20 protein-coding genes are annotated in these 20,208 nt (G+C 74.1%); 15 read left to right on the top strand and 5 right to left on the bottom strand.

What is annotated here, in order from left to right; genetic code table 11:
* Positions 1 to 8: 8 nt before the first annotated feature.
* Together EBO35_RS17730 and EBO35_RS17725 are read right to left on the bottom strand one after the other, a co-directional pair.
* The gene (locus EBO35_RS17730; protein WP_122818901.1) at positions 9 to 842 is read right to left on the bottom strand and encodes an ABC transporter permease; all 834 of its coding nucleotides are present in this window, start codon (positions 840 to 842) and stop codon (positions 9 to 11) included.
* The gene (locus EBO35_RS17725; protein WP_122818900.1) at positions 839 to 1,846 is read right to left on the bottom strand and encodes an ATP-binding cassette domain-containing protein; all 1,008 of its coding nucleotides are present in this window, start codon (positions 1,844 to 1,846) and stop codon (positions 839 to 841) included. Before EBO35_RS17725 ends, EBO35_RS17730 begins: the two co-directional genes overlap by 4 nt.
* Positions 1,847 to 1,907: 61 nt before the next feature.
* Between EBO35_RS17725 and EBO35_RS17720 the strand changes: the two genes are divergently transcribed.
* The 8 genes from EBO35_RS17720 (at position 1,908) to EBO35_RS17685 (ending at position 9,016) form a co-directional block, all read left to right on the top strand.
* Complete coding sequence (locus EBO35_RS17720) at positions 1,908 to 2,870, top strand: helix-turn-helix transcriptional regulator (RefSeq protein WP_241153761.1); 963 nt, start codon at positions 1,908 to 1,910, stop codon at positions 2,868 to 2,870.
* A 184-nt stretch (positions 2,871 to 3,054) separates the two neighbouring features.
* A complete protein-coding gene (locus tag EBO35_RS17715; RefSeq protein WP_164478030.1) occupies positions 3,055 to 3,276 on the top strand; it encodes a hypothetical protein in 222 nt (73 codons plus the stop codon).
* Entirely contained in the window at positions 3,273 to 3,947 is a 675-nt protein-coding gene (locus EBO35_RS17710; RefSeq protein ID WP_122818898.1) for a hypothetical protein, read from the top strand. Before EBO35_RS17715 ends, EBO35_RS17710 begins: the two co-directional genes overlap by 4 nt.
* Complete coding sequence (locus EBO35_RS17705; protein WP_122818897.1) at positions 3,931 to 5,724, top strand: hypothetical protein; 1,794 nt, start codon at positions 3,931 to 3,933, stop codon at positions 5,722 to 5,724. The genes EBO35_RS17710 and EBO35_RS17705 overlap by 17 nt, the downstream gene beginning before the upstream one ends.
* Positions 5,721 to 6,377: a hypothetical protein gene (locus tag EBO35_RS17700; RefSeq protein WP_122818896.1), complete on the top strand. Its 657-nt coding sequence runs from the start codon at positions 5,721 to 5,723 to the stop codon at positions 6,375 to 6,377. Before EBO35_RS17705 ends, EBO35_RS17700 begins: the two co-directional genes overlap by 4 nt.
* 7 nt (positions 6,378 to 6,384) lie before the next feature.
* Positions 6,385 to 7,254 (top strand): hypothetical protein, encoded by an 870-nt coding sequence (locus tag EBO35_RS17695; RefSeq protein WP_122818895.1) that lies wholly within the window; start codon positions 6,385 to 6,387, stop codon positions 7,252 to 7,254.
* A 31-nt stretch (positions 7,255 to 7,285) separates the two neighbouring features.
* Positions 7,286 to 7,663: a sterol carrier family protein gene (locus EBO35_RS17690; RefSeq protein ID WP_122818894.1), complete on the top strand. Its 378-nt coding sequence runs from the start codon at positions 7,286 to 7,288 to the stop codon at positions 7,661 to 7,663.
* 9 nt (positions 7,664 to 7,672) lie between these two features.
* Positions 7,673 to 9,016, top strand: a complete 1,344-nt coding sequence (locus EBO35_RS17685; protein ID WP_122818893.1) for a dipeptidase — start codon at positions 7,673 to 7,675, stop codon at positions 9,014 to 9,016.
* Positions 9,017 to 9,052: 36 nt separating this feature from the next.
* On the opposite strand, the gene EBO35_RS17680 is transcribed toward EBO35_RS17685, so the two are convergent.
* A complete protein-coding gene (locus tag EBO35_RS17680; protein WP_122818892.1) occupies positions 9,053 to 10,828 on the bottom strand; it encodes a sensor histidine kinase in 1,776 nt (591 codons plus the stop codon).
* 174 nt (positions 10,829 to 11,002) lie between these two features.
* Here EBO35_RS17680 and purF point away from each other — a divergent pair, with 174 nt between their 5' ends.
* From purF to EBO35_RS17665, 3 genes are all read left to right on the top strand, one after another.
* Positions 11,003 to 12,565, top strand: coding sequence for an amidophosphoribosyltransferase (purF, locus tag EBO35_RS17675; protein ID WP_122818891.1), 1,563 nt, complete (start codon positions 11,003 to 11,005; stop codon positions 12,563 to 12,565).
* 11 nt (positions 12,566 to 12,576) lie between these two features.
* Positions 12,577 to 13,665, top strand: a complete 1,089-nt coding sequence (gene purM / locus EBO35_RS17670; protein ID WP_122818890.1) for a phosphoribosylformylglycinamidine cyclo-ligase — start codon at positions 12,577 to 12,579, stop codon at positions 13,663 to 13,665.
* Between the two features lie 155 nt (positions 13,666 to 13,820).
* Positions 13,821 to 13,997 carry a DUF3073 domain-containing protein gene (locus EBO35_RS17665; RefSeq protein ID WP_122818889.1) on the top strand — a complete coding sequence of 59 codons (177 nt, stop codon included), beginning with the start codon at positions 13,821 to 13,823 and terminating at the stop codon, positions 13,995 to 13,997.
* Positions 13,998 to 14,032: 35 nt separating this feature from the next.
* Here the strand turns inward: EBO35_RS17665 and EBO35_RS17660 are convergent, their stop codons facing one another.
* Both EBO35_RS17660 and EBO35_RS17655 read right to left on the bottom strand, forming a co-directional pair.
* The gene (locus EBO35_RS17660) at positions 14,033 to 15,118 is read right to left on the bottom strand and encodes a Glu/Leu/Phe/Val family dehydrogenase (protein WP_122818888.1); all 1,086 of its coding nucleotides are present in this window, start codon (positions 15,116 to 15,118) and stop codon (positions 14,033 to 14,035) included.
* Positions 15,119 to 15,198: 80 nt separating this feature from the next.
* Positions 15,199 to 16,503: a hypothetical protein gene (locus EBO35_RS17655; RefSeq protein ID WP_206422602.1), complete on the bottom strand. Its 1,305-nt coding sequence runs from the start codon at positions 16,501 to 16,503 to the stop codon at positions 15,199 to 15,201.
* A gap of 105 nt (positions 16,504 to 16,608) precedes the next feature.
* Between EBO35_RS17655 and EBO35_RS17650 the strand changes: the two genes are divergently transcribed.
* From EBO35_RS17650 to EBO35_RS17635, 4 genes are all read left to right on the top strand, one after another.
* A complete protein-coding gene (locus EBO35_RS17650; protein ID WP_206422601.1) occupies positions 16,609 to 17,367 on the top strand; it encodes a GTPase domain-containing protein in 759 nt (252 codons plus the stop codon).
* A gap of 108 nt (positions 17,368 to 17,475) precedes the next feature.
* The gene (locus EBO35_RS17645) at positions 17,476 to 19,095 is read left to right on the top strand and encodes an SLC13 family permease (protein ID WP_122818887.1); all 1,620 of its coding nucleotides are present in this window, start codon (positions 17,476 to 17,478) and stop codon (positions 19,093 to 19,095) included.
* A 90-nt stretch (positions 19,096 to 19,185) separates the two neighbouring features.
* Entirely contained in the window at positions 19,186 to 19,434 is a 249-nt protein-coding gene (locus EBO35_RS17640; RefSeq protein WP_122818886.1) for an acyl carrier protein, read from the top strand.
* A gap of 32 nt (positions 19,435 to 19,466) precedes the next feature.
* Positions 19,467 to 20,201 carry a sulfotransferase family protein gene (locus EBO35_RS17635; protein WP_122818885.1) on the top strand — a complete coding sequence of 245 codons (735 nt, stop codon included), beginning with the start codon at positions 19,467 to 19,469 and terminating at the stop codon, positions 20,199 to 20,201.
* The last annotated feature ends 7 nt before the right edge of the window (positions 20,202 to 20,208 follow it).

Raw genomic sequence — 20,208 nt, 5'->3', positions numbered from 1 at the left:
GGGCGGCCTCAGCCGGCCCGGCGCATCGCGCGGACCCCGACGACCAGCCCGACGACGGCGACCACCGCGCTGGCGAGCAGGCCCGCCCCGATGGTGTCCGCCTCGTAGACCCCGGCGAACGTCTCCCGGGTCGCCGCGACGACGTACGTCAGCGGGTTCAGGTCCGAGAGCACCTGCAGCCAGCCCGGCGCCCCCTCGAGCGGGAGCAGCACCCCGGCGAGCAGCAGCAGCGGGAAGATCGCGGTCTGCTGCACGGTCCAGAACATCCAGTCCTGCTCCCTGCTCGCCAGCGCCAGCGCGAAGGACAGCGCGCCGATCCCGACGCTGAAGGCGGTGAGCACGGCGACCCCGATCAGCATCCCGCCCAGGTGCAGGTCGAAGGAGAACGGGGTGACCACGGCCAGGATGATCGCGGTCTGCATCAGCACCGGGACGACCTCTTTCAGCGACCGGCCGACGATCAGCGAGGAGCGCGACAGCGGCGAGACCAGCAGCCGCTCGTGGGCGCCGCTCTGGATCTCCGCCATCAGGTTCGACCCCGTGAACGACGCGCTCATCAGCGCTGTCATCGCGACGATGCCGGGGACGAACCACTGCAGCGCCGAGCCGGTCTCGACCTCGGGCAGCAGCGGCGCGAACAGGGCCAGGAAGACCAGCGGCTGGACCATCGCGAACAGCACCGAGGCCGGCTCGCGCAGCACCGGTCGGAGCTCGCGGACCATCACCAGCCAGGTGTCGGTCCAGAAGCCCGGGGCTCGGGTGGGCCGCGGCTGCGCCGGGACCGGGATGTCCAGGGTGGCGGGGGTGCCGGGGGTGCCGGGGGTGTCGTGGACGGTGCTCATGCTGCTGCTCCTTCGCCGGGCTGGGTGGTGGTGTCGGGGGAGGTCCGGGACTCGCGCAGGCTGCGCCCGGTGAGGTCGAGGAAGACGTCGTCGAGGGTCGGGCCGACCACCTCCAGCGAGGCGACCGGTGTGCCGGCCGCGGCCAGGTCGGTGACCAGCGAGGCGGCCAGCTCGCGGCCGTGGGCGACGCGCAGTCGCACCTGGTCGCCGTCGGTCTCGACGCTCGCCCCCGGGACGCGTGCGGCCCGCTCGGCGGCGGCCGCGGCCGCGGTCGCCGACTCGAGGCGGAGCGAGACCAGGTCGCCGAGGGCCGATTTGAGCCGGGTCGCGGTGTCGTCGGCGATCACCAGCCCGTGGTCGATCACGACCACCCGGTCGGCGATCGAGTCGGCCTCCTCGAGGTAGTGCGTGGTGAGCACGATCGTGGTGCCGTGCTCGCGCCGCAGCCGCAGCACCTGCTCCTGCAGGTTCGCCCGGTTCTGCGGGTCCAGCCCGGTCGACGGCTCGTCGAGGAACATCAGCCCCGGTGAGTGCACGAGGCCGATCGCGACGTCCAGGCGGCGGCGCTGGCCGCCGGAGAGGGTCGAGACCGGCCGCCCGGCGTGCTCGGCGAGGTCGAAGGCGTCGAGCAGCTGCTCGGCACGCTCGTGGGCGTCGCGGCGCGAGAGCCCGAAGGCCCGGCCCTGGCTGACCATCTCGTCGCGGCCGCGCTGGAGGTGCCCGGCGCCGTTGCCCTGGCCGACGTACCCGATCGAGCGGCGCACCTCGCGGTGCTGGCGGACCACGTCGTACCCGGCGACCTCGGCGGTGCCGGAGGTGGGCGCGAGCAGCGTGGTGAGCATCCGCAGGGTCGTGGACTTGCCGGCGCCGTTCGGCCCGAGGAACGCGACGAGCTCGCCCGGCTGGACCTCCAGGTCGAGGCCGCGCACGGCCTCGATCGTGTTCTTGCCGCGGGTGAAGTGGCGGGTCAGGCCGCGGGTCCTGATCACTGGTGTCTGGCTCATGGATCCAGCGTCCCGGTGCTTCCGGCCAGTTTCTGTCCGCTGGAGGAACTAGGTTCGGCACGTGTCCACCAGCGCCCGGATGCTCCGGCTCCTCTCCCTGCTCCAGACCCACCGGTTCTGGGCCGGCGGGGAGCTCGCCGGGCGCCTCGAGGTCAGCGAGCGCACGCTGCGCCGCGACATCGACCGGCTGCGCGGTCTCGGGTACGCCGTGGACTCGGTGCGCGGCGTCGCCGGGGGCTACCAGCTCCGCGCCGGAGGCTCGCTGCCCCCGCTGCTGCTCGAGGACGAGGAGGCGGTCGCGATCGCCGTCGGCCTGCGTCAGGCGACCCACGGGCCGGTGGCCGGGGTGGAGGAGTCGGCGGTCCAGGCCCTGACGAAGGTGATCGCGCTGATGCCGCCGCGGCTGCGCGGCCGGGTCCAGGCGCTGCGCTCGCAGACCGACGCCCCCGGGCCGTGGGCGGGCGGCCCGGTGGTCGAGCCCGGGGTGCTGACCACGCTGGCCCAGGCCTGCCGCGACGACGAGGCGCTGCACTTCACCTACACCGCGCCGGCGGCCGAGCCGGTCGAGCGCCGGGTCGAGCCGCACCGGCTGGTGGCGCTGGGGCGCCGCTGGTACCTCGTCGCGCACGACCGGGACCGGCAGGACTGGCGCTCGTTCCGGGTGGACCGGGTCTCCGCGCCGCGGGCGACCGGTCAGCGGTTCCGGCCCCGGGAGGTCCCCGGCGGCGACGCGCTGGCCTTCGTCCAGTCCGGGATCCGCCGGATGCCGCAGCGCTACGCCGTCCGGGTGCGGGTGGCGGCGCCGGCAGCGGTGCTCGCCGCCGCGGTAGGGCACTGGGGCGAGGTCGTCGCGGACGGCGAGGGGTGCCGGCTGGAGATGAACGTCGACGACCTGCGCTGGCCGGTCATGGTGCTGGCCCAGGTCGGTGCCGACTTCACAGTGGAGGAGCCGGCCGAGCTGGCCGAGGCGTGCGCCCGCACCGCCGAGCTGTTCGCCCGCGCCGCCGGCGAGGTCCCCGGCTGAGGGGCCGGCCGGGCTCGTCGGGCCGATCGGGGTTGGGAACCGCCGCAGGTGGGGAGGTTCACCCTGCCGCGCGCACCAAGGAGGGCTACGCATGGGCGATCTCGAGGTGGACATCGATGGGCTGGAGGGTCTCGTGACCTCTCTGGCCGGAGTTCGAGACGGACTGGACCAGACCAGGTCCGTCGTGAACGGCAGTGCTTCCGCGATGGGCTCCGAGGACGTCGCCGGCGCGCTCGACGACTTCGAGAACCACTGGGACGACGGCCGCGGGCGGGTCAAGGAGAACATCGAGGCGATCGTCGGCGCCGTCGAGGAGTCCGCCCAGGCCTACCGCCAGACCGACACCGACCTGCGGGAGGCCCTCCAGGAGGAGGAGACCTCGACCACCGCGGTGCAGGCCCGATGAGCGGGCCCGCCGTCGCCGGCCTCGAGGGCCGGCTGGGCTACGTGATCTCGGTGCCGCAGAGCTGGTACGAGCTCGAGCTGCGCCCGGGAGTCCGCGACCAGGCCATCCCCCGGCTCGTGGAGGAGCGGGTCCGCGGCAACGAGCAGCTGTGGGCCCAGCGGCGGGGGATCGAGAAGCTGCTGCTCGAGCACGCGGCCCGCGCCTGGGACTCCGGCGCGACGTACGCCGCCGGGTTCAGCCTGCCGACCGAGGAGGGCCCGGTGACGGGGTCGCTGACGGTCACCCTGGTCGAGGACCCGGCCGGCGAGGTGGTCCTCGCGCCGGAGGAGCGCTTCCGCCAGGTGCCCCGCACCGGCGACCTGTTGGCGCCGTACGCCCACACCAGCATGGTCGACATCCCGAGGATCGGGGCCTGCCCACGCAGCAGCGGCATCGACGACGCCCCGGCGCCCGACGGCGGCCTGATCCGCCACGTCTTCATGGTCACCGCCGTGCCGGTGCCCGAGCACCGCCGCACGTTCCTGATCTCGGCGAGCTCGCCGGTGCTGGCCTTGGCCGACGCCCTGCTCGACCTGTTCGACGCGGTCACCTCGACGTTCCGCGTCGTCCCCCTCGACGAACCCAGCCCCACGACTCCGCAGGAGGAGCTAGTCGATGTCCAGGCCGACTGACTGGTACGACGTCTTCGGCTTCGGGGACCCGACGCCCGGCGAGCCCTGGGAGATCCGCCAGGTCGCCCGCCGCTGGTCCGACGTCGCCGACGACGCGGAGTACGCCGAGACGACGCTGCGCGGGCTGCTCGGCGACGACGCGGCCGTGACCTGGATCGGCCAGGCCGGCGACAACTTCCGGACCCGGTCCAGCGACCTGCCCGACCAGCTGCGCAAGGTCAAGGACTCCTACCGGCTCGCCTCGGAGGCGATGTACTGGTGGGCCGGCCGGCTCGAGCACCACCAGTCCGGCGCCGACACCCAGCTCCAGCGCGGCCGTGAGGCGAAGTCCGACCTGGCCTCGGCCCAGTCGAAGCTGTCCAGCGCCGAGGGCCAGGTCGACGGCGCCCGCAACGACCCCGGTCTCACCGGCCTCACGCCCACCCCCGAGCAGGTCCAGGCCGCCCAGGACCGGATGCGGGCCGCCGACGCGGCGCGCTCGGCCGCGCAGGGCCTGGTCGACAACGCCCAGGCGCGCCTGGACGCGGCGAAGGCCCTGGCCGCGGACGCCGGCGAGGCGCGCCGCAGCGACGGCCGCGAGGCCGCCAGCCGGGTGCGTTCCGCCGCGGACGCGGGCCTGGCGCCCCGCTCGCGCTGGGAGCGCTTCAAGGACGGGCTCGCCGACGCCTGGTCGGTGCTGGTCACGATCGCGAAGGTCGTCGTGGCAGTGCTGGGCGTGATCGTGCTCTTCATCGGCGGACCGCTCGCCTGGGTGGTGCTGGCGGCCGCGCTGATCGTGCTCGCCGACACGCTGATGAAGTACGCCAACGGCGAGGGCAGCCTGTGGGACGTCGCGTTCGCCGCGCTGGACTGCATCCCCGGGTTCAAGGGCCTGACCACGCTCGCGGCGCTCTCCACGGCGTTCAAGAGCGGCGGCCTGCTGGCCGCCGGCGCCCACCTGGCCGGTGCTGTCAAGACCGCCGTCGTCGGGCTGGCGCAGACGGCGGCGATCCTGCGCCGGGGCTTCGTGCCCGGGGTCCAGGGCGCCGTGCGCATCCTCGGCAGCGAGGGCGCGCTTGCCCTTCCGCAGCTGCGGACCACGGTCATGGACATCGCCCACGGCTTCGTCTCGATCGACAACCAGATCTCGGGGGTGGCGGCCCGAGCCCGCGAGTGGCAGGGCTCGGGGGCCTTCCCCGGCATCGACGACTACCGCAACGTCACGCTCGAAACCGGTACCACGATCGAGGTCGGCTTCCCCGGCATCAGCAACTACGCCGCCCCAGGCGGCAACGCCGCGGCCCACGGCAACTCGGCTCCCGACGTGTGGGAGGGCCTCCAGGTCGGCCCGAACGTCCACGACTACCGCGGCTCGGTCGTCGAGATCCAGGTCAACAACCCGGTGCCGGCCGCGACCGGGGAGACCCTCGCGAACCCGCAGTACGGCGCGGGCGGCACCCAGCAGTACTTCCTCGACATCAAGGAGGGACTGAGCAGCGGCGACCTCTCGATCATCGACGCCAGCGGCAACCCGATCGACCTCACCGGCGTGCCGGCAGGTGAGATCAACAGCGAGCTGGCCAAGCTCGACGCCGCGGGAAACCTCGGGAAGATCAACCTCACCGACGCTGACAACCCGCGACCCGACATCACCTACCAGGACGAGGTCCGTCACAACCCGGACCGGTTCCGGGCGCCCGACCTCGGTCAGCTCAACATCGACGTCCAGCTCCAGCAGAGCCTCGGGTCCATCGCCCGGGTCTTCCAGGGCAGCGGGTACTACGGTGGTCCCCGATGAGCGAGCCGACGCCGACCTTCGCCAGCAAGTGGGCCTTCCTGCTCGGGCACGCCCTGATCGGCTTCGACCCCGCGCGCCAGCAGTTCTACTCCCTCCTGGGGGAGGACGGCCGGCCGCTGCTGGCGATGTGGACCGAGGCGGACACTGCGCGCGCCGCGCTGCCCGACGGCTTCCGGCTCCTCCAGACCGACGTGCGGTCGCGACTGGCCGAGCTGCCGGAGGGGGTCGGCGTGGCCGTCGACCCGGACACCCCGGCCGGCCTGGTGCTCGCGCCCGAGTACGCCGCGTCGCTGAAGCCGCTGACCGAGCCGTTCCCGGCGGGGACGCACTCGGCGTTCAAGCAGTGGCCACTGCTTCCGGACGCACTGCGCGAGGCGCTGGCCGCCGCGGCCGGGCGCTACGCGTTCGTCGACCGGGTCTGGGCACTGATCTACAACATCGACGACAGCCCGTGGATCGGGCTCCTCGTCTACCGCACCGACGGCGGTGAGGAGGCCCACGAGTCGATCGTGGACGCCCTCGACGGTGCCCTGAGCGCCACCGCGAGCCTCGAGGAGCTGGCGGTTCCGCTGGTGCGGATCGTCTCCCTCGGGGACCTCGACCCGGCAGTGGTCGCGGAGCTCGAGGCGCAGCCGCCGGTCTTCCGCCGGTGACGGCGCCGTGAGCGACGACCTGGCCGCACTGCGCCTGGTGGCGCCGGTCGTCGCCGCGGAGCGGGCCGCGGGGCGCGAGGTGCGGCTGACCGTCGAGGACCGGGAGCTGCGGGGCGACCCGGCCCACGCCCGGCTGACCGGGGGCCTGGGCCGCGGCGAGGTGGAGGCCGCGTGGGACGTCGGCCCACTGCTCGCCTGGTACGCCGAGCCCGGCGGCTGGCGGCTCGAGGACCGGGTCTCGCGGGTATGGGTCGACGGCGGCGCGCCCGACGACGACGCCCCGCGCCCGGCGTACGCCGAGCGGCGGCGGGTCGGCTGGCTCGCCGACCAGGGCCCGCTCGACTGGGGCGGCCTGGACCCCTCCTGCGACGCCGAGCTGGCGCGGCTGGGAGCCCCGGAGTGGCCGGCGCCGGGCGGCAGCGTCTTCCACCTCGGGCGCCGGCGCGCGCTCACCGCAGCGCCGGCCGGTGGGGTGCTCGACCGGCTCCGCGAGGTCCTGGGGGCGGCGCTGCCGGTGGCAGCGTCGGGCGCCGCGGTGGACGACATCGAGGCCGCCCTGCCGGGCTGGCTGCGGGAGCGCTGCGCACCGCACTGGTGGACTCCGCAGGCGGCCGCCGAGCGGGACGCCCTGCGTGACCTGCGCGGCCGACCCCGCCGAGCCGCGGGCTGGCGACTGCGCTGGACCGCCACGGAGGTCGCCCGCCACCTGCTCCCCGAGGAGCGGGCCTGGCGCTTCCTCGGTGCCCGGGTGGTCGACGAGCGCACGCTCGACCTGGCCTGGATCCAGCCCCGGGCCGGCGGCACCCTCGACGTCACCCGGTTCCTGCTCGACGCCTGCGGCGCCGAGGAGTGCGCCCGGGTCCCGGCGGGCGGATAGGTCGGCGGACCGGCCGACTAGGCTCCGGGCCGTGCCCGCCCGACTCCGCCCGGCCGATCCCGCCGCCGTCGCCGCCGCCCTGGACCGGGTCCGCTCCGGGGACCCGGACCGGGCCGACCTGCGGCTGCTGGTCAAGCACTTCATGGCAGTGCTCGAGGACCTGGCGCCGGGGAAGTCGGTGGAGGTCCGGGTGCCGCCGTACGCCGCGGTGCAGGTGATCCCGGGGGTGCGGCACACCCGGGGCACCCCGCCGGCGGTCGTCGAGACCGACGCCGCGACCTGGATCGCGCTGGCGACCGGCGAGCTCACCTGGACCGAGGCCGAGCAGGCCGGCCGGCTGCGGGCCAGCGGCGAGCGCGCCGACCTCACGCCGTACCTGCCGCTGCACGACCCGGGGCCGACCTCCTAGGTTGGGGGCATGAGCAACGACATCCGCGCCCAGGTCCAGCAGCTCCTCCCGGCCCTGCGCCGGGACCTCGAGGACCTGGTCCGCATCGAGTCGGTCAGCGCCGACCCCGCCCGGGCCGGCGAGGTGCAGCGCAGCGCCGAGGCGGTCGCCGAGCTGTTCCGCGCCGAGCGCTTCGACTCCGTCGAGATCGTCAGCGCCCGCGAGGACGGCGGCGCGCCGGCCGTGATCGCCCACAAGGCCGGCCCCGAGGGCGCCCCGACCGTGCTCCTCTACGCCCACCACGACGTGCAGCCCGAGAACGACCACGCCGACTGGGACAGTCCGCCGTTCGAGCCCACCGAGCGCGGCGAGCGCCTCTACGGCCGCGGTGCGGCCGACGACAAGGCCGGCATCGCCGCCCACCTCGGCGCGCTGCGGGTCTTCGGCGACGACCTGCCGGTGAGCGTCACGATGTTCATCGAGGGCGAGGAGGAGATGGGCTCCGAGAGCCTGCCGGACCTGCTCCGGGCCCACCGCGACCGGCTCTCCGCCGACGTCATCGTGATCGCCGACTCCGGCAACTGGGACATCGGCGAACCGGCCCTGACCACCAGCCTGCGCGGCCTGGTCCGCGCCGACGTGGAGGTCCGCACCCTCACCCACGCCGTGCACTCCGGCATGTGGGGCGGCCTGGTCCCCGACGCGCTGATGACGCTGAGCCGGCTGATCGCCAGCCTGCACGACGACGAGGGCAACGTCGCGGTCGCCGGCCTGCACGCCGGCCCCGCCGCCGACGTGGAGTACCCCGAGGCGCGGCTGCGCGCGGAGTCGGGCGTCAACCCGGGCGTGGAGTGGATCGGGAGCGGACCCGTCGTCGAGCGGCTGTGGACCAAGCCGGCGCTCAGCATCACCGGCCTGGACGCGCCCAAGGTGGCCGGCGCCAGCAACACCCTGATCCCCGCGGCCCGGGCCCGGATCTCGATGCGCATCGCCCCCGGCGACACGACCCAGAACGCCGTCGAGTGCCTGCGCCGCCACTGCGAGCAGCACGTCCCGTGGGGCGCGCAGCTGCAGTTCACGGTGGTGGACACCGGCGAGGCGACCGCGATCGACGCCACCGGCCCGGCGTACGACGCGGCGCGCGCGGCGTTCGCCGAGGCCTGGGACGGCACCGCTCCCGTCGACATGGGCGTGGGCGGCTCGATCCCGTTCATCGCCGAGTTCCTCGAGGCGTTCCCGCAGGCCAGCGTGCTGGTCACCGGCGTCGAGGACCCCGACACCCGCGCCCACGGGGCCAACGAGGGCCTGCACCTCGCGGAGTTCGAGCGGGTCGTCCTCGCCGAGGCGCTGCTGCTGCGCAACCTCGGCGCCTGACGCAGGGGCCGATCGAGGCGCGGCCGAGGGCCGGGCTCAGGCCGCGGGCAGGAAGACCCGGAAGCAGCTGCCGCGGCCGAGCTCGGACTCGACCTCGATCCGGCCGCCGTGGCGCTCCACGATGCGCCGCACGATGGCCAGGCCCAGCCCGGTGCCCGGGCGGGCGACGGCCTCGGGGTTGGTGGAGCGGAAGAACTCGCGGAACAGCCGCTGCTGGTCGTCGGCGGAGATGCCCAGGCCGTCGTCGGCGCAGGTCAGCACCACCTCGTCGCCCTGCCGGGCCAGCGTGATGCGGATCGACCCGCCCTCGGGGGTGTACTTCACCGCGTTGCTGACCAGGTTGGACACCACGCGGTCCAGCTCCACGGCGTCGCCCAGCGCGTGCAGGGGCTGCTCGGGCGGCGCCACCTCGACCTTCAGGCCGCCGCGGGCCGCCGAGACGGCGACCATGTCCACGACGTCGTCGACGATCGAGCGCATGTCGACGGCGCGCGCCAGGAGCGGGTTGCCCGGATCGCCCACCTTCGACAGCAGCAGCAGGTCGTCCACCACGCGGCCCAGGCGCCGGGCACCTCGCTCCATCGCGGACAGCGAGGTGCGCACCGGGCGCTCCAGCTCGACCGACTCCAGGATCTCCAGGTGCCCCAGGATCGAGGTGAGCGGGTTCTTCAGCTCGTGGGACACCGTCGCGATCAGCTGGCTCTTGTAGGTGTCGAGCTCCTGCAGCTGCTCCACCAGCCGGTGCTCGCGCTCGAACGCCCGGGCGTTGAGGATCGCGCTGCCGAGGTCGCGCCCGATGTCGAGCGCCGCCGACGCCTCGGTCTCGCTCCACACGGTCGCCTTCGGCGCCCGGGTGAGGACCAGGTTGCCGAGGCACTCGTCGCCGACGCCGATCGGCACGAAGAGCAGGGAGCCGATCTCGATGCTGTCGAGGAACGCGAAGATCTGCTCGCCCTCGGCCTCGGTGACGCCGTGGGCGAAGGAGCGCCCGCGGGTGACGATCTGGGGCGCCTGGGCGTGCCAGGCCGCCCGCGCGGCCCGCTCCGCGATCCTCACGATCTCGGCGGGGAGCTCGATCTCCGAGCCGTTGTTGGCGTGCACCTTGCCGTGCCCCAGGCCGTCCTCGTCGACCGTCTGGATCCACATCCCGGCCGCGCGGAACCCCTCGACCAGGGCGGGCTGGGCGACCTCCAGGATGCGAGGCAGCGAGCGCTGCACCGACGCCCGCCGGACCACCAGCCGGGCCGCCTCGGCGAGACGTACCTGGTCGGCGAGCTCCTCGCGCTCCAGGATCGTGAGCACCGCCCGCCCGGTCTGCGCGGCGTACCGGTTCAGCAGCCGGCGCTGCGCGGGGCTGGGCCGCCTGCCGTCCTCGGGCAGGTCGATGGTCAGGGTTCCGCGGAGCACGCCCTCGGTGTCGTAGAGCAGCGCGACGAGCAGGTCGAGCGGGTGCCAGGCGTCCGGCTCGTCGAGGGGCACGATGTCGGGGACCCAGCCCCACTGGCCGTCCTCGAGCTGCATGCGCTCGTGGGGCACGAACGTCAGCAGGCCCCAGTCGTCGCCCTTGGCGACCTCGTCCATCAGCTCGTCGATGGCGGTCCGGTGGCCCTTGAGCGTGCGTCGGGCGTCCTCGTTGCCGGCGACGGCGGTGACGTGCAGGTAGCCGTCGTCCCGGGCGACGCTGATCGCGGCGACACCGAAGCCGGCGGTCTCGGTGACTCCCTCGGCGATCAGCTGCAGGGAGTCCCGGGACAGGTCGATCCAGCGCGACGTGCCTGCGGGTGCGTGCCCCGGCTGCGTGGTGTCGGTCATGATCCTGGGGGGAGACGGAGGAAAGAGAGCGGGACAAGGGACCTTAACTTTGGTTGCCCCTTCAACGGAGCGGAACGCAGAAGGTCACTCCCCGGTTCTCGCGGGACGGCTCGGACCGGTCCAGCAGAGGTCGGCGGATCGGCACCAGCGCGCCGGGACCGTAGACTGACGGCCGTGCCCTTCCTCAGCAGCAGTGGCAGCGCGCGCGCCTCGGGCCGCCGCGGTGGCGACGGCAGACTCACCACGGCTTTGGACCCCCAGGACCAGGGACCTCAGGACGCCTGCGGGGTCTTCGGCGTCTGGGCGCCCGGCGAGGACATCGCGAAGCTGACCTACTTCGGCCTCTACGCCCTGCAGCACCGCGGTCAGGAGTCGGCCGGCATCGCTGTCAGCAACGGCCGCCAGATCCTGGTCTACAAGGACATGGGCCTGGTCTCGCAGGTCTTCGACGAGACCACGCTGGCCTCGCTCAAGGGTCACCTCGCGATCGGGCACTCGCGCTACTCCACGACCGGCGCGAGCACCTGGCAGAACGCCCAGCCGACGTTCCGCCCCACCGCGGACGGCTCCATCGCGCTGGGTCACAACGGCAACCTGATCAACACCCACGAGCTGCGCGAGATGGTCGCGGCGCTGCCGCTCCCGGAGGAGGAGCTGGACCTGCAGCGCCCCCAGGAGGCCTCGACCAACGACACCGGCCTGGTCACCGCGCTGCTGGCCCACCACCCCGACACCACGCTGGAGGAGCGGGCGCTCGAGGTGCTGCCGCAGCTGCGCGGCGCGTTCTGCTTCGTGTGGATGAACGAGAACACCCTGTACGCCGCCCGCGACCCGCAGGGGATCCGGCCGCTGGTCCTGGGCCGCCTCGAGCGCGGCTGGGTGGTCGCCTCCGAGGACGCCGCCCTGGCCACCATCGGCGCCAGCGTGGTCCGCGAGGTCGAGCCCGGCGAGATGATCGTCATCGACGAGAACGGCCTGCGCTCGCACCGGTTCGCCGAGCCGGACCGCAAGGGCTGCGTCTTCGAGTACGTCTACCTGGCCCGCCCCGACGCCACCATCAGCGGTCGCAGCGTCCACGAGTCCCGGGTCGAGATGGGCCGTCAGCTGGCGCGGGAGTACCCCGTCGAGGCCGACCTGGTCATCCCGGTGCCGGAGTCCGGGACCCCCGCCGCGGCCGGGTACGCCGAGGAGAGCGGCATCCCGTTCGGCCAGGGGTTCGTGAAGAACGCCTACGTCGGGCGCACGTTCATCCAGCCCAGCCAGACCCTGCGCCAGCTCGGCATCCGGCTGAAGTTGAACGCGCTGGACCACATGATCCGCGGCAAGCGGATCGTCGTGGTCGACGACTCGATCGTGCGCGGCAACACCCAGCGCGCCCAGGTGCGGATGCTGCGGGAGGCCGGCGCCCTCGAGGTGCACGTGCGGATCTCCAGCCCGCCGGTGAAGTGGCCGTGCTTCTACGGCATCGACTTCGCCACCCGGGCCGAGCTGATCGCCAACGGGCTCACCCCCGAGGAGATCGCCGCGAGCGTCGGCGCCGACAGCCTCGGCTACATCTCCCTGGAGGGGATGATCGAGGCCACCGACCAGCCCGCACAGCGGCTGTGCCAGGCCTGCTTCACCGGCGAGTACCCGGTGGCGCTGCCCGACGAGAGCCTGCTCGGCAAGCATCTGCTGGAGACCAGCCTCCAGTCGCCCACCGTGGGCAAGGCACTGCCCGTGCTGAACAACCCGTGAGGACCGTGCCCGTGACCGAACCATCCGCCGCGGTGCCGGGCGAGAACGCCTACGCCGCCGCCGGCGTGGACATCCACGCTGCCGACCGCGCCATCGACCTGATGAAGGGGTGGGTCGAGAAGGCCCGCCGTCCGGAGATGATCGGCGGGCTGGGCGGCTTCGCCGGCCTCTTCGACGCCTCGGCGCTGACGACGTACAAGCGACCGCTGCTCGCGACCTCCACCGACGGCGTCGGCACCAAGGTCGCGATCGCCCAGGCCATGGACGTCCACGACACGATCGGGTTCGACCTGGTCGGGATGGTCGTCGACGACCTGGTCGTGTGCGGCGCCGAGCCGCTGTTCATGACCGACTACATCGCGACCGGCCGGGTCGTCCCGGAGCGGATCGCGGCCATCGTCAAGGGCATCGCCGAGGCCTGCATCGAGGCCGGCTGCGCCCTGGTGGGCGGCGAGACCGCCGAGCACCCCGGGCTGCTGGGCCCCGACGAGTACGACGTGGCCGGGGCCACCACCGGTGTCGTCGAGGCCGACGACCTGCTCGGCCCCGCGCGGGTCCGGCCCGGCGACGTCGTGATCGCGATGGCCGCCAGCGGCCTGCACTCCAACGGCTACTCGCTGGTGCGCCACGTGCTGCTGGAGCAGGCCGGCTGGGCGCTGGACCGCAACGTCCCCGAGCTCGGCAAGGCGCTCGGCGAGGAGCTGCTGACCCCGACCCGGATCTACGCCAAGGCCTGCCTGGCGCTGGCCCGGGAGACCGACACCCACGCGATGTCGCACGTCACCGGCGGCGGCCTGGCCGCCAACCTGGAGCGGGTCCTGCCGGCCGAGGTGGTCGCCCGGATCGACCGCCGGACCTGGTCTCCGCAGCCGATCTTCGACCTGGTCCGCCAGGTCGGCGCGATCTCCCAGGCCGACCTGGAGATGACCCTGAACTGCGGCGTCGGGATGGTGGCGCTCACCCCGCCCGACGACGTCGACCGGGCGATCGCGTTGCTCGAGGAGCACGGCGTGCGCGCCTGGGTCGCCGGTGAGGTCGCGATGTCCGAGACCGACGGCGGCCGGGCCCTGCTCAGCGGCCAGCACCCCGGCTGGGACTGACCGGACGCGCTTCTCCGGGTGTCGGGCGACACCCGGGGCGAGGCGATGTGCGGGAACACCCCGGCAACAGGTAGCGTTGCGCCCACGAGATATTTTTTCTGAGGACAGCCCGGGTGCCAGTGTGCCCCGGCCGAGCGTGCGAGGGGGCTGACCCTATGGGGCGCGGCCGAGCAAAGGCCAAGCAGACGAAGGTCGCCCGCGACCTGAAGTACCGCACTCACGAGACGGACTTCGGGAAACTGGCCCAGGAGCTGCACGGCGATTCCGACAACGACCAGCCCCGCGAGGACCCCGACGAGTGGTCGGACTACGCCGAGCCTCGTCGTGACTGACCCGGGGTGCCGCCCGGCCTGACCGGCGGGCCTCCTCAGGGCACCCAGATCCCACGCAGTCGGCCGACGTCGCGCATCCGCGTCTCGGCGAGCCGGTCCGCGGCGGTCGCCGACGGGATCGCGTCGCGGGCCGCCACCTCGAGCACCTCGCGGGTCGTGGCGGCGATTCCCTCAGCGCGCTGCTGGGCGCGCTCGAAGGAGAAGCCGGCCGGATCGAGCTCGTCGGCGACCTGGATCAGGCCGCCGGCGTTGACGCAGTAGTCGGGCGCGTAGACGATCCCGCGGTCCGCCAGCGACTTCTCGATCCCCGGGTGGGCGAGCTGGTTGTTGGCAGCACCGCAGACCACGCGGGCGCTCAGGACCTCGAGCACGTCGTCATCGACCGCGCCGCCGAGCGCGCAGGGCGCGTAGACGTCCAGGGGCGCGGCGACCAGCTCCGCCGTCGAGGCGACCACGTCCACCTCCGGGTGCTCCGCACGGACCCGGGCCAGGGCCGCGTCGGACACGTCGGTCACCACGACCGAGGCGTCCTGCTCGACCAGGTGCCGCACCAGGTGCCGGCCGACCTTGCCCACGCCCGCCACGCCGACCCGGCGCCCGGCCAGGGACTCCTCGCCCCAGGCGAATTCCGCGGCGGCCTGCATCCCGCGGAACACGCCGTACGCCGTGAGCACCGAGCTGTCCCCGGCGCCCCCGTGCGCGACGGTGCGGCCGCTGACGAACCGGGTCTCCCGCGCGATCAGGTCCATGTCGGCCGAGCAGGTGCCGACGTCGCACGCGGTGCGGTAGCGGCCGCCGAGCGTCTCCACGAACCGGCCGTACGCGCGCAGCAGGGCCTCGGACCGGTCGGTCTCGGGGTTCCCCAGGATGACGGCCTTGCCGCCGCCGAGGTCGAGCCCGGCCAGCGCGGCCTTGTAGGACATGCCGCGGGCGAGGTCGAGGACGTCGCGCAGCGCGGCGCCGGTGCTGGGGTAGCTGTAGAACCGGGTGCCGCCGAGGGCTGGTCCGAGGGCGGTGGAGTGCACCGCGATGATCGCGCGGAGCCCTGTGGCGGGGTCGTTGGCGAAGACGACCTGCTCGTGCTGGGCGGCGAGCTCGAAGACGTCGTGGGGGTCGGTCATCGGTGCCGTCCGTTCTGGAGAGGCCACGGGGGTGGTGTGGCGTCGTCGCGATCCGCGGGGTGGTGCGGGTCACATCCACCCTAGGCCAGCGGCGGGCCCCCGGGGCCCTCGGCCCGCAGCACCACGACGTCGCCGTGGGTGCCGTAGCCGGGCAGCGGGCCGGCGGCGGGGGTGGCGTCGAAGCCCACCATCAGCCAGGCGCCGTCGACCTCGACCTCGACGAGCGTGGGCCACGGGATGTTGGTGAGGTACGGCGCGTCCAGCGTCCCCAGCGGCCGGAGGTCCAGGTCGTGCACGGGGTAGGCCCGCCGGCGCTTGTCGCTGGCCAGCACCCGCCAGCCGTCCGCGACCCGCAGCAGCGTGGTGCCCTCACACTCGCGGGGTGCGGCGTCGGCGGCGCGCAGCGAGAGGTCCGCGAGGGTGGGGCCGGCGGCGAGGGCGGGATGGAAGCGGAAGTAGCGCCGGGCGCTGACGTAGCCGACCAGCCAGCCGTCGTCGGTCCGGGCCAGGTGCGGGTCCCACACCGCGACCGAGCGCAGCCCGTCGGTCGGCAGCGGCAGCTCGCGGGTGTCCAGGACGTGCCGGCCGGTGGTCAGGTCGGCGCTCGACTCCGCCAGCGTGACCCGGACCGGCCGGCGGCGGTCGAAGTCGCCCCAGGTGCTGGTCGCGACCAGCCACCGGTCGCCGTCGCGCAGCAGGTGGGTGGCGTGGTCGCCGTACACACCAGGACGGTCGGGGCGCCGGAAGAACAGGTCGGCGCGGTGCGCCAGCGCGAGCGTGCCCGGGTCCAGCGACCAGACCGAGGTGTGCGCGGTGTCGAAGAACCCGGGGCCGGCGCTGGTGGCGGTGAGCAGCACCGGGCCGTCGGGGCCGTCGGGGCGGTACGCCGTGCCGTCGGCGTTGCTGACCACCCGCAGGTCGCGCAGGCCGAGCTGGCCGAACCCGCGCAGCGGGCCCCCGGCGGTGGCCGCCAGGCCCGCGAGCCAGGCCTCGTCGTGGGTGTCGACCCGGTCGCGCAGGTCGACCCGGCCGCGGGCGAGCCAGCGCTGCGAGCCGCCCTCCTCCTCGCGGGTCAGCAGCGTGAGGTGGGTGCCGGTCAGGGCCAGGGCGGCCGCGGTGACGCGGCCGGTGGTCCGTCCGTGCCGACGGCTGCGGTGCCGCGTCGTGCGCCCGCCCGCGGCGACGACCAGCCCGGTCGAGCCGGAGTCCCACCAGCCGCGCAGCTCGGTGCCGCCGCTGGCCAGGGCGAGCTCGACCCGGTCGCCGGCGACCGGCTGCTCCACGGCGACGTACGGGGCGAGCACGGGGCCGGGCAGGTCGCGGCCCACCTCGACGGGGCGACGGCGCGCCACGACCTCGAAGCGGCTGGCGATCGGGTCGCTCACGCGCGGACGTCCTCCACGCGGGCCATCATCCCGGACGGCTCGGGTACGTTCGGCGTCGAGCCGGTCCGCCGGCCGTCGATCCCACCCCGAGCCCGGAGGCCCCGCATGCCCGACTCCCGTGACCAGCGACGCGGCCGCCGCCGCGTCTCGGCCACCGTCGCCCGGGGCCGGGAGCGGATCGCCGACCTGGTCCAGCACCGCTATCCGACGGTCGCGGTGACCGGCATGACGGGCGTCGGCAAGTCCGAGCTGGTCGACCACCTGTGCGGGCGGGAGAGCGAGGACGGGGTCCCCGAGTCCGGGTCCGCGGTCCTGGAGCGCCGGGTGCGCCGGGGGCGGCGGCTGCGCGGGTTCCGCTTCCGGGTGGTGCCCGGTGAGAACGCCGCGACCCGGCTGGGCGCCCTCGACGAGGTCTTCCACGACGACCCGGTCGACGGGGTGCTGCACGTGGTGGCGAACGGCCTGGCCACGGGCCGCCGGCCGGCCGGCACGACCGGCGCCCTCCAGGTGGACCGCGAGGAGCAGCTCGCCCGGGAGCTGGAGGACTGGACGGTCACCGCGCACCGGATCGCGGCGATGGCGGTGCGCCGCAACCGCCCCACCTGGCTGGTGGTCGTGGTGACCAAGGCGGACCTGTTCGCGGACTCCGTGGAGGAGGTCGTGCGCTCCTACTCCCCGGGCAGCGGGACGCCGTTCGGGGACCGCCTCGACGAGCTCCGGGCGCTCGCGGGTGCCGCGAAGCTCTCCATCGACGTGCTGCCTGCGTGCAGCCACCTGGAGTCCGACGCCATCACCCCGGCGCAGCGCGACGCCTACCTGGCCGCCCTCGAGGCGCGGATGGGGCAGCTCGCCGGGCACGTCTGAGGCGGGCGGCTCCGACTCGTTTCGCGGGTCCCGGCGCGGGTACGTGACCCAGGACACAGCGGCGCCGACGCCGGGACGCCCCCGGCGGGGACCCGCCAGGGAGCCGGCATGACCACTACCCAGGACCCGCAGGCCGGGGGGCCGCGCCGTACCGACGTGGACCGGGCGTTCCTCGACAACGCCACCTATCGCAGCCTCGGCGAGCAGCACCTCTCACCGAGGGAGGAGCGCTTCGAGAAGACCCGCCGCACCGTCGGGCTGGTGCTCGCGCCGGTCGTCACGGTGGCCTTCCTGCTGGTGCCGACCACGCTGGAGGACACCCAGCACACGCTGGCGGCCGTCCTGCTCGGCGTGATCGTGCTGTGGATCACCGAGCCGGTGCCGATCCCCGTCGGCGGCTTCATCGGGGTGGCCGCGATCGTGGTGCTGGGCGTGGCGCCGGCCGACGAGGCGCTGGCCCCGTTCGGCTCCTCGACCGTGTTCACGTTCATCGGGGCGTTCATCCTGGCCCAGGCGATGCTCAAGCACGGGGTGGCCAAGCGGTTCGCGATGTTCGTCCTGGACCTGCCCGGGGTGGGGCGCTCGACGTTCCGCGTGGTCATCGCGTTCGGCGCGATCACCGCGCTGCTCTCGGCGTTCGTCTCGAACACCGCGACCGTCGCGATGCTGCTGCCGACGGCGATCGGCATCCTGTCGGTGGTCGCGAAGCTGATGCAGGCCAACGGCAACGTGGCCGAGGACTTCGACCCGCTGCGGCTGCGGATCGGGGCCGCGCTGATGCTGATGCTCGCCTACGGCGCCAGCGTCGGCGGCCTGCTCACCCCGGTCGGCTCGCCGCCGAACCTGATCGGCCGGGGCCTGATCGAGGAGGCCACCGGCGAGCGGATCTCGTTCCTGGACTGGATGATGATGGCGGCGCCGATCTGCGCGCTGATGTTCGTCGCGCTCGCGGTCGTGATCCTGTTGCTGAACCGCCCCGAGATCCGGCGCCTGGAGGGCGTGGAGGAGTACGTCGACGCGGAGCGCGCCAAGCTGGGGCGGATGACGCTCGCGGAGCGCAACACCCTGGTCGCGTTCGCGGTCACGGTCACGCTGTGGATCGCCCCCGGCGTCGTCGCGCTGGTCGCCGGCACCGAGTCCAGCGCCTACACGACCGTGAGCGACCGCCTCGACGAGGGGATCGTCGCGATCCTCGGCGCCTCGCTGCTGTTCCTGCTGCCGACCAAGTGGGCGGACCGCGAGTTCACGCTGCGGTGGAGCGACGCGGCCCGGATCGACTGGGGCACGGTGGTGCTCTTCGGCACCGGCATCATCTTCGGGTCGCTGCTGGAGTCCTCCGGCCTCGCCGAGACGATCGGCAACGGCGCCTCGGACCGGCTCGGCCTGACCAGCGTCTTCTGGATCACCGCGTTCGCCGTGGTGCTGGCGATCGTGGTCTCCGAGACGACGAGCAACACCGCCTCGGCCGCGGTCGTCGTCCCGATCATCATCCCGATCGCGATGGCGGCCGGCGTGAACCCGTTCGTCCCGGCCCTCGCGGCGACGTTCGCGGCGTCGTTCGGCTTCATGCTCCCGGTCTCCACGCCCCAGAACGCAGTCGTCTACGGCTCCGGGGCCGTGCCCATCACGAAGATGATCCGCACCGGCTCGGCGTTCGACGTGCTCGGCGCGGTGCTGATCGTGCTGATCCTGCCGCTGATGGTCGGCGCGCTGGGGCTGGGCGAGTAGCCCGCATCAACCCGCATCGACCCGTATCAACCAGCTGCGCAGGGGTACCGCCGCCGCCCGGCACCACCCCTGCGAGGAAAGGAGCACACCATGGCCACGGGAGAGACCGGCTTCGACGACGTCACCTTCGACCTCATCTCGCTGCAGTACCACTCGCTGAAGGCGGGCCACGACTACGGGCAGTACGTCCGCGACGCCGAGAACGCCGGCCAGCAGGAGATCGCGGCGTTCTTCCGCGACGTGATGGCCCAGGACTCCGAGCGTGCGCACCGTTGCCACCAGTTCCTGGCGCAGCTCGGCGGCACCGACAACACCTCGCCGCAGGGCGGCGCCGGCTGAGCTCCAGGCCGGCGTCCGCTGACCCAGGGGCGGTGCGGCGACCCCCCGAGCTGGTCGTGGTCGGAGCGATGAAGTGCGGGACCAGCGCGCTGCACGGCTACCTCGACGCGCACCCCGAGATCGCGATGGCCCCGGAGAAGGAGGTCAACTTCTTCTTCGGGCCCGCCGAGCGGCCCGACACGGACCCGGACACCTGGTGGGTGGACGGGCAGTGGCACCGCGGGACGGCCTGGTACGTCGGCCGGTTCGACCCGGCCGCGCCGCTGCGCGGGGAGGCGTCCCCGGGCTACACCGACCCCGCCCACCCGGAGGTCCCGGCCCGGATGGCCCGGGTCGCGCCGCACGCGCGGCTGGTCTACCTGGTCCGGGACCCGGTGGACCGGGCGGTGTCCCAGTGGCGCCACCACCAGCGTGACGGCACCGAGCCGCGCGCGCTCGCCACGGCGGTGCTGGACCCCGCCAGCCAGTACCTCGACCGCAGCCGCTACCACGCCCGGATCGCCGGGTTCCTGGCCCACTTCGAGCGCGACCAGCTGCTCGTGGTCGCGCAGGAGGACCTCCTCCGGGACCGGCGGGCCACGCTGCGGCGGGTCTTCGAGCACGTCGGGGCGGACCCGGCGTACTGGGACGCCCGGCTCCACGCGGGCCCCCGCGAGCCGCGGACCGGCCCGGTCCCCGACGCGCTGCGGGCCGCCGTGTGGGCCGAGGTCGGCGCTGACGCCGACCGCCTCGCCGAGCTGGTCGGCGCGGACCTGCTGCGTCGCTGAGTGTCGC

Origin of the sequence: Nocardioides pantholopis, from assembly GCF_003710085.1 — a bacterium.
Taxonomy (GTDB): Bacteria; Actinomycetota; Actinomycetes; order Propionibacteriales; family Nocardioidaceae; genus Nocardioides; species Nocardioides pantholopis.
Note: the sequence above shows the minus strand (reverse complement) of the source record. Positions and strands in the feature narration are given on the sequence as shown.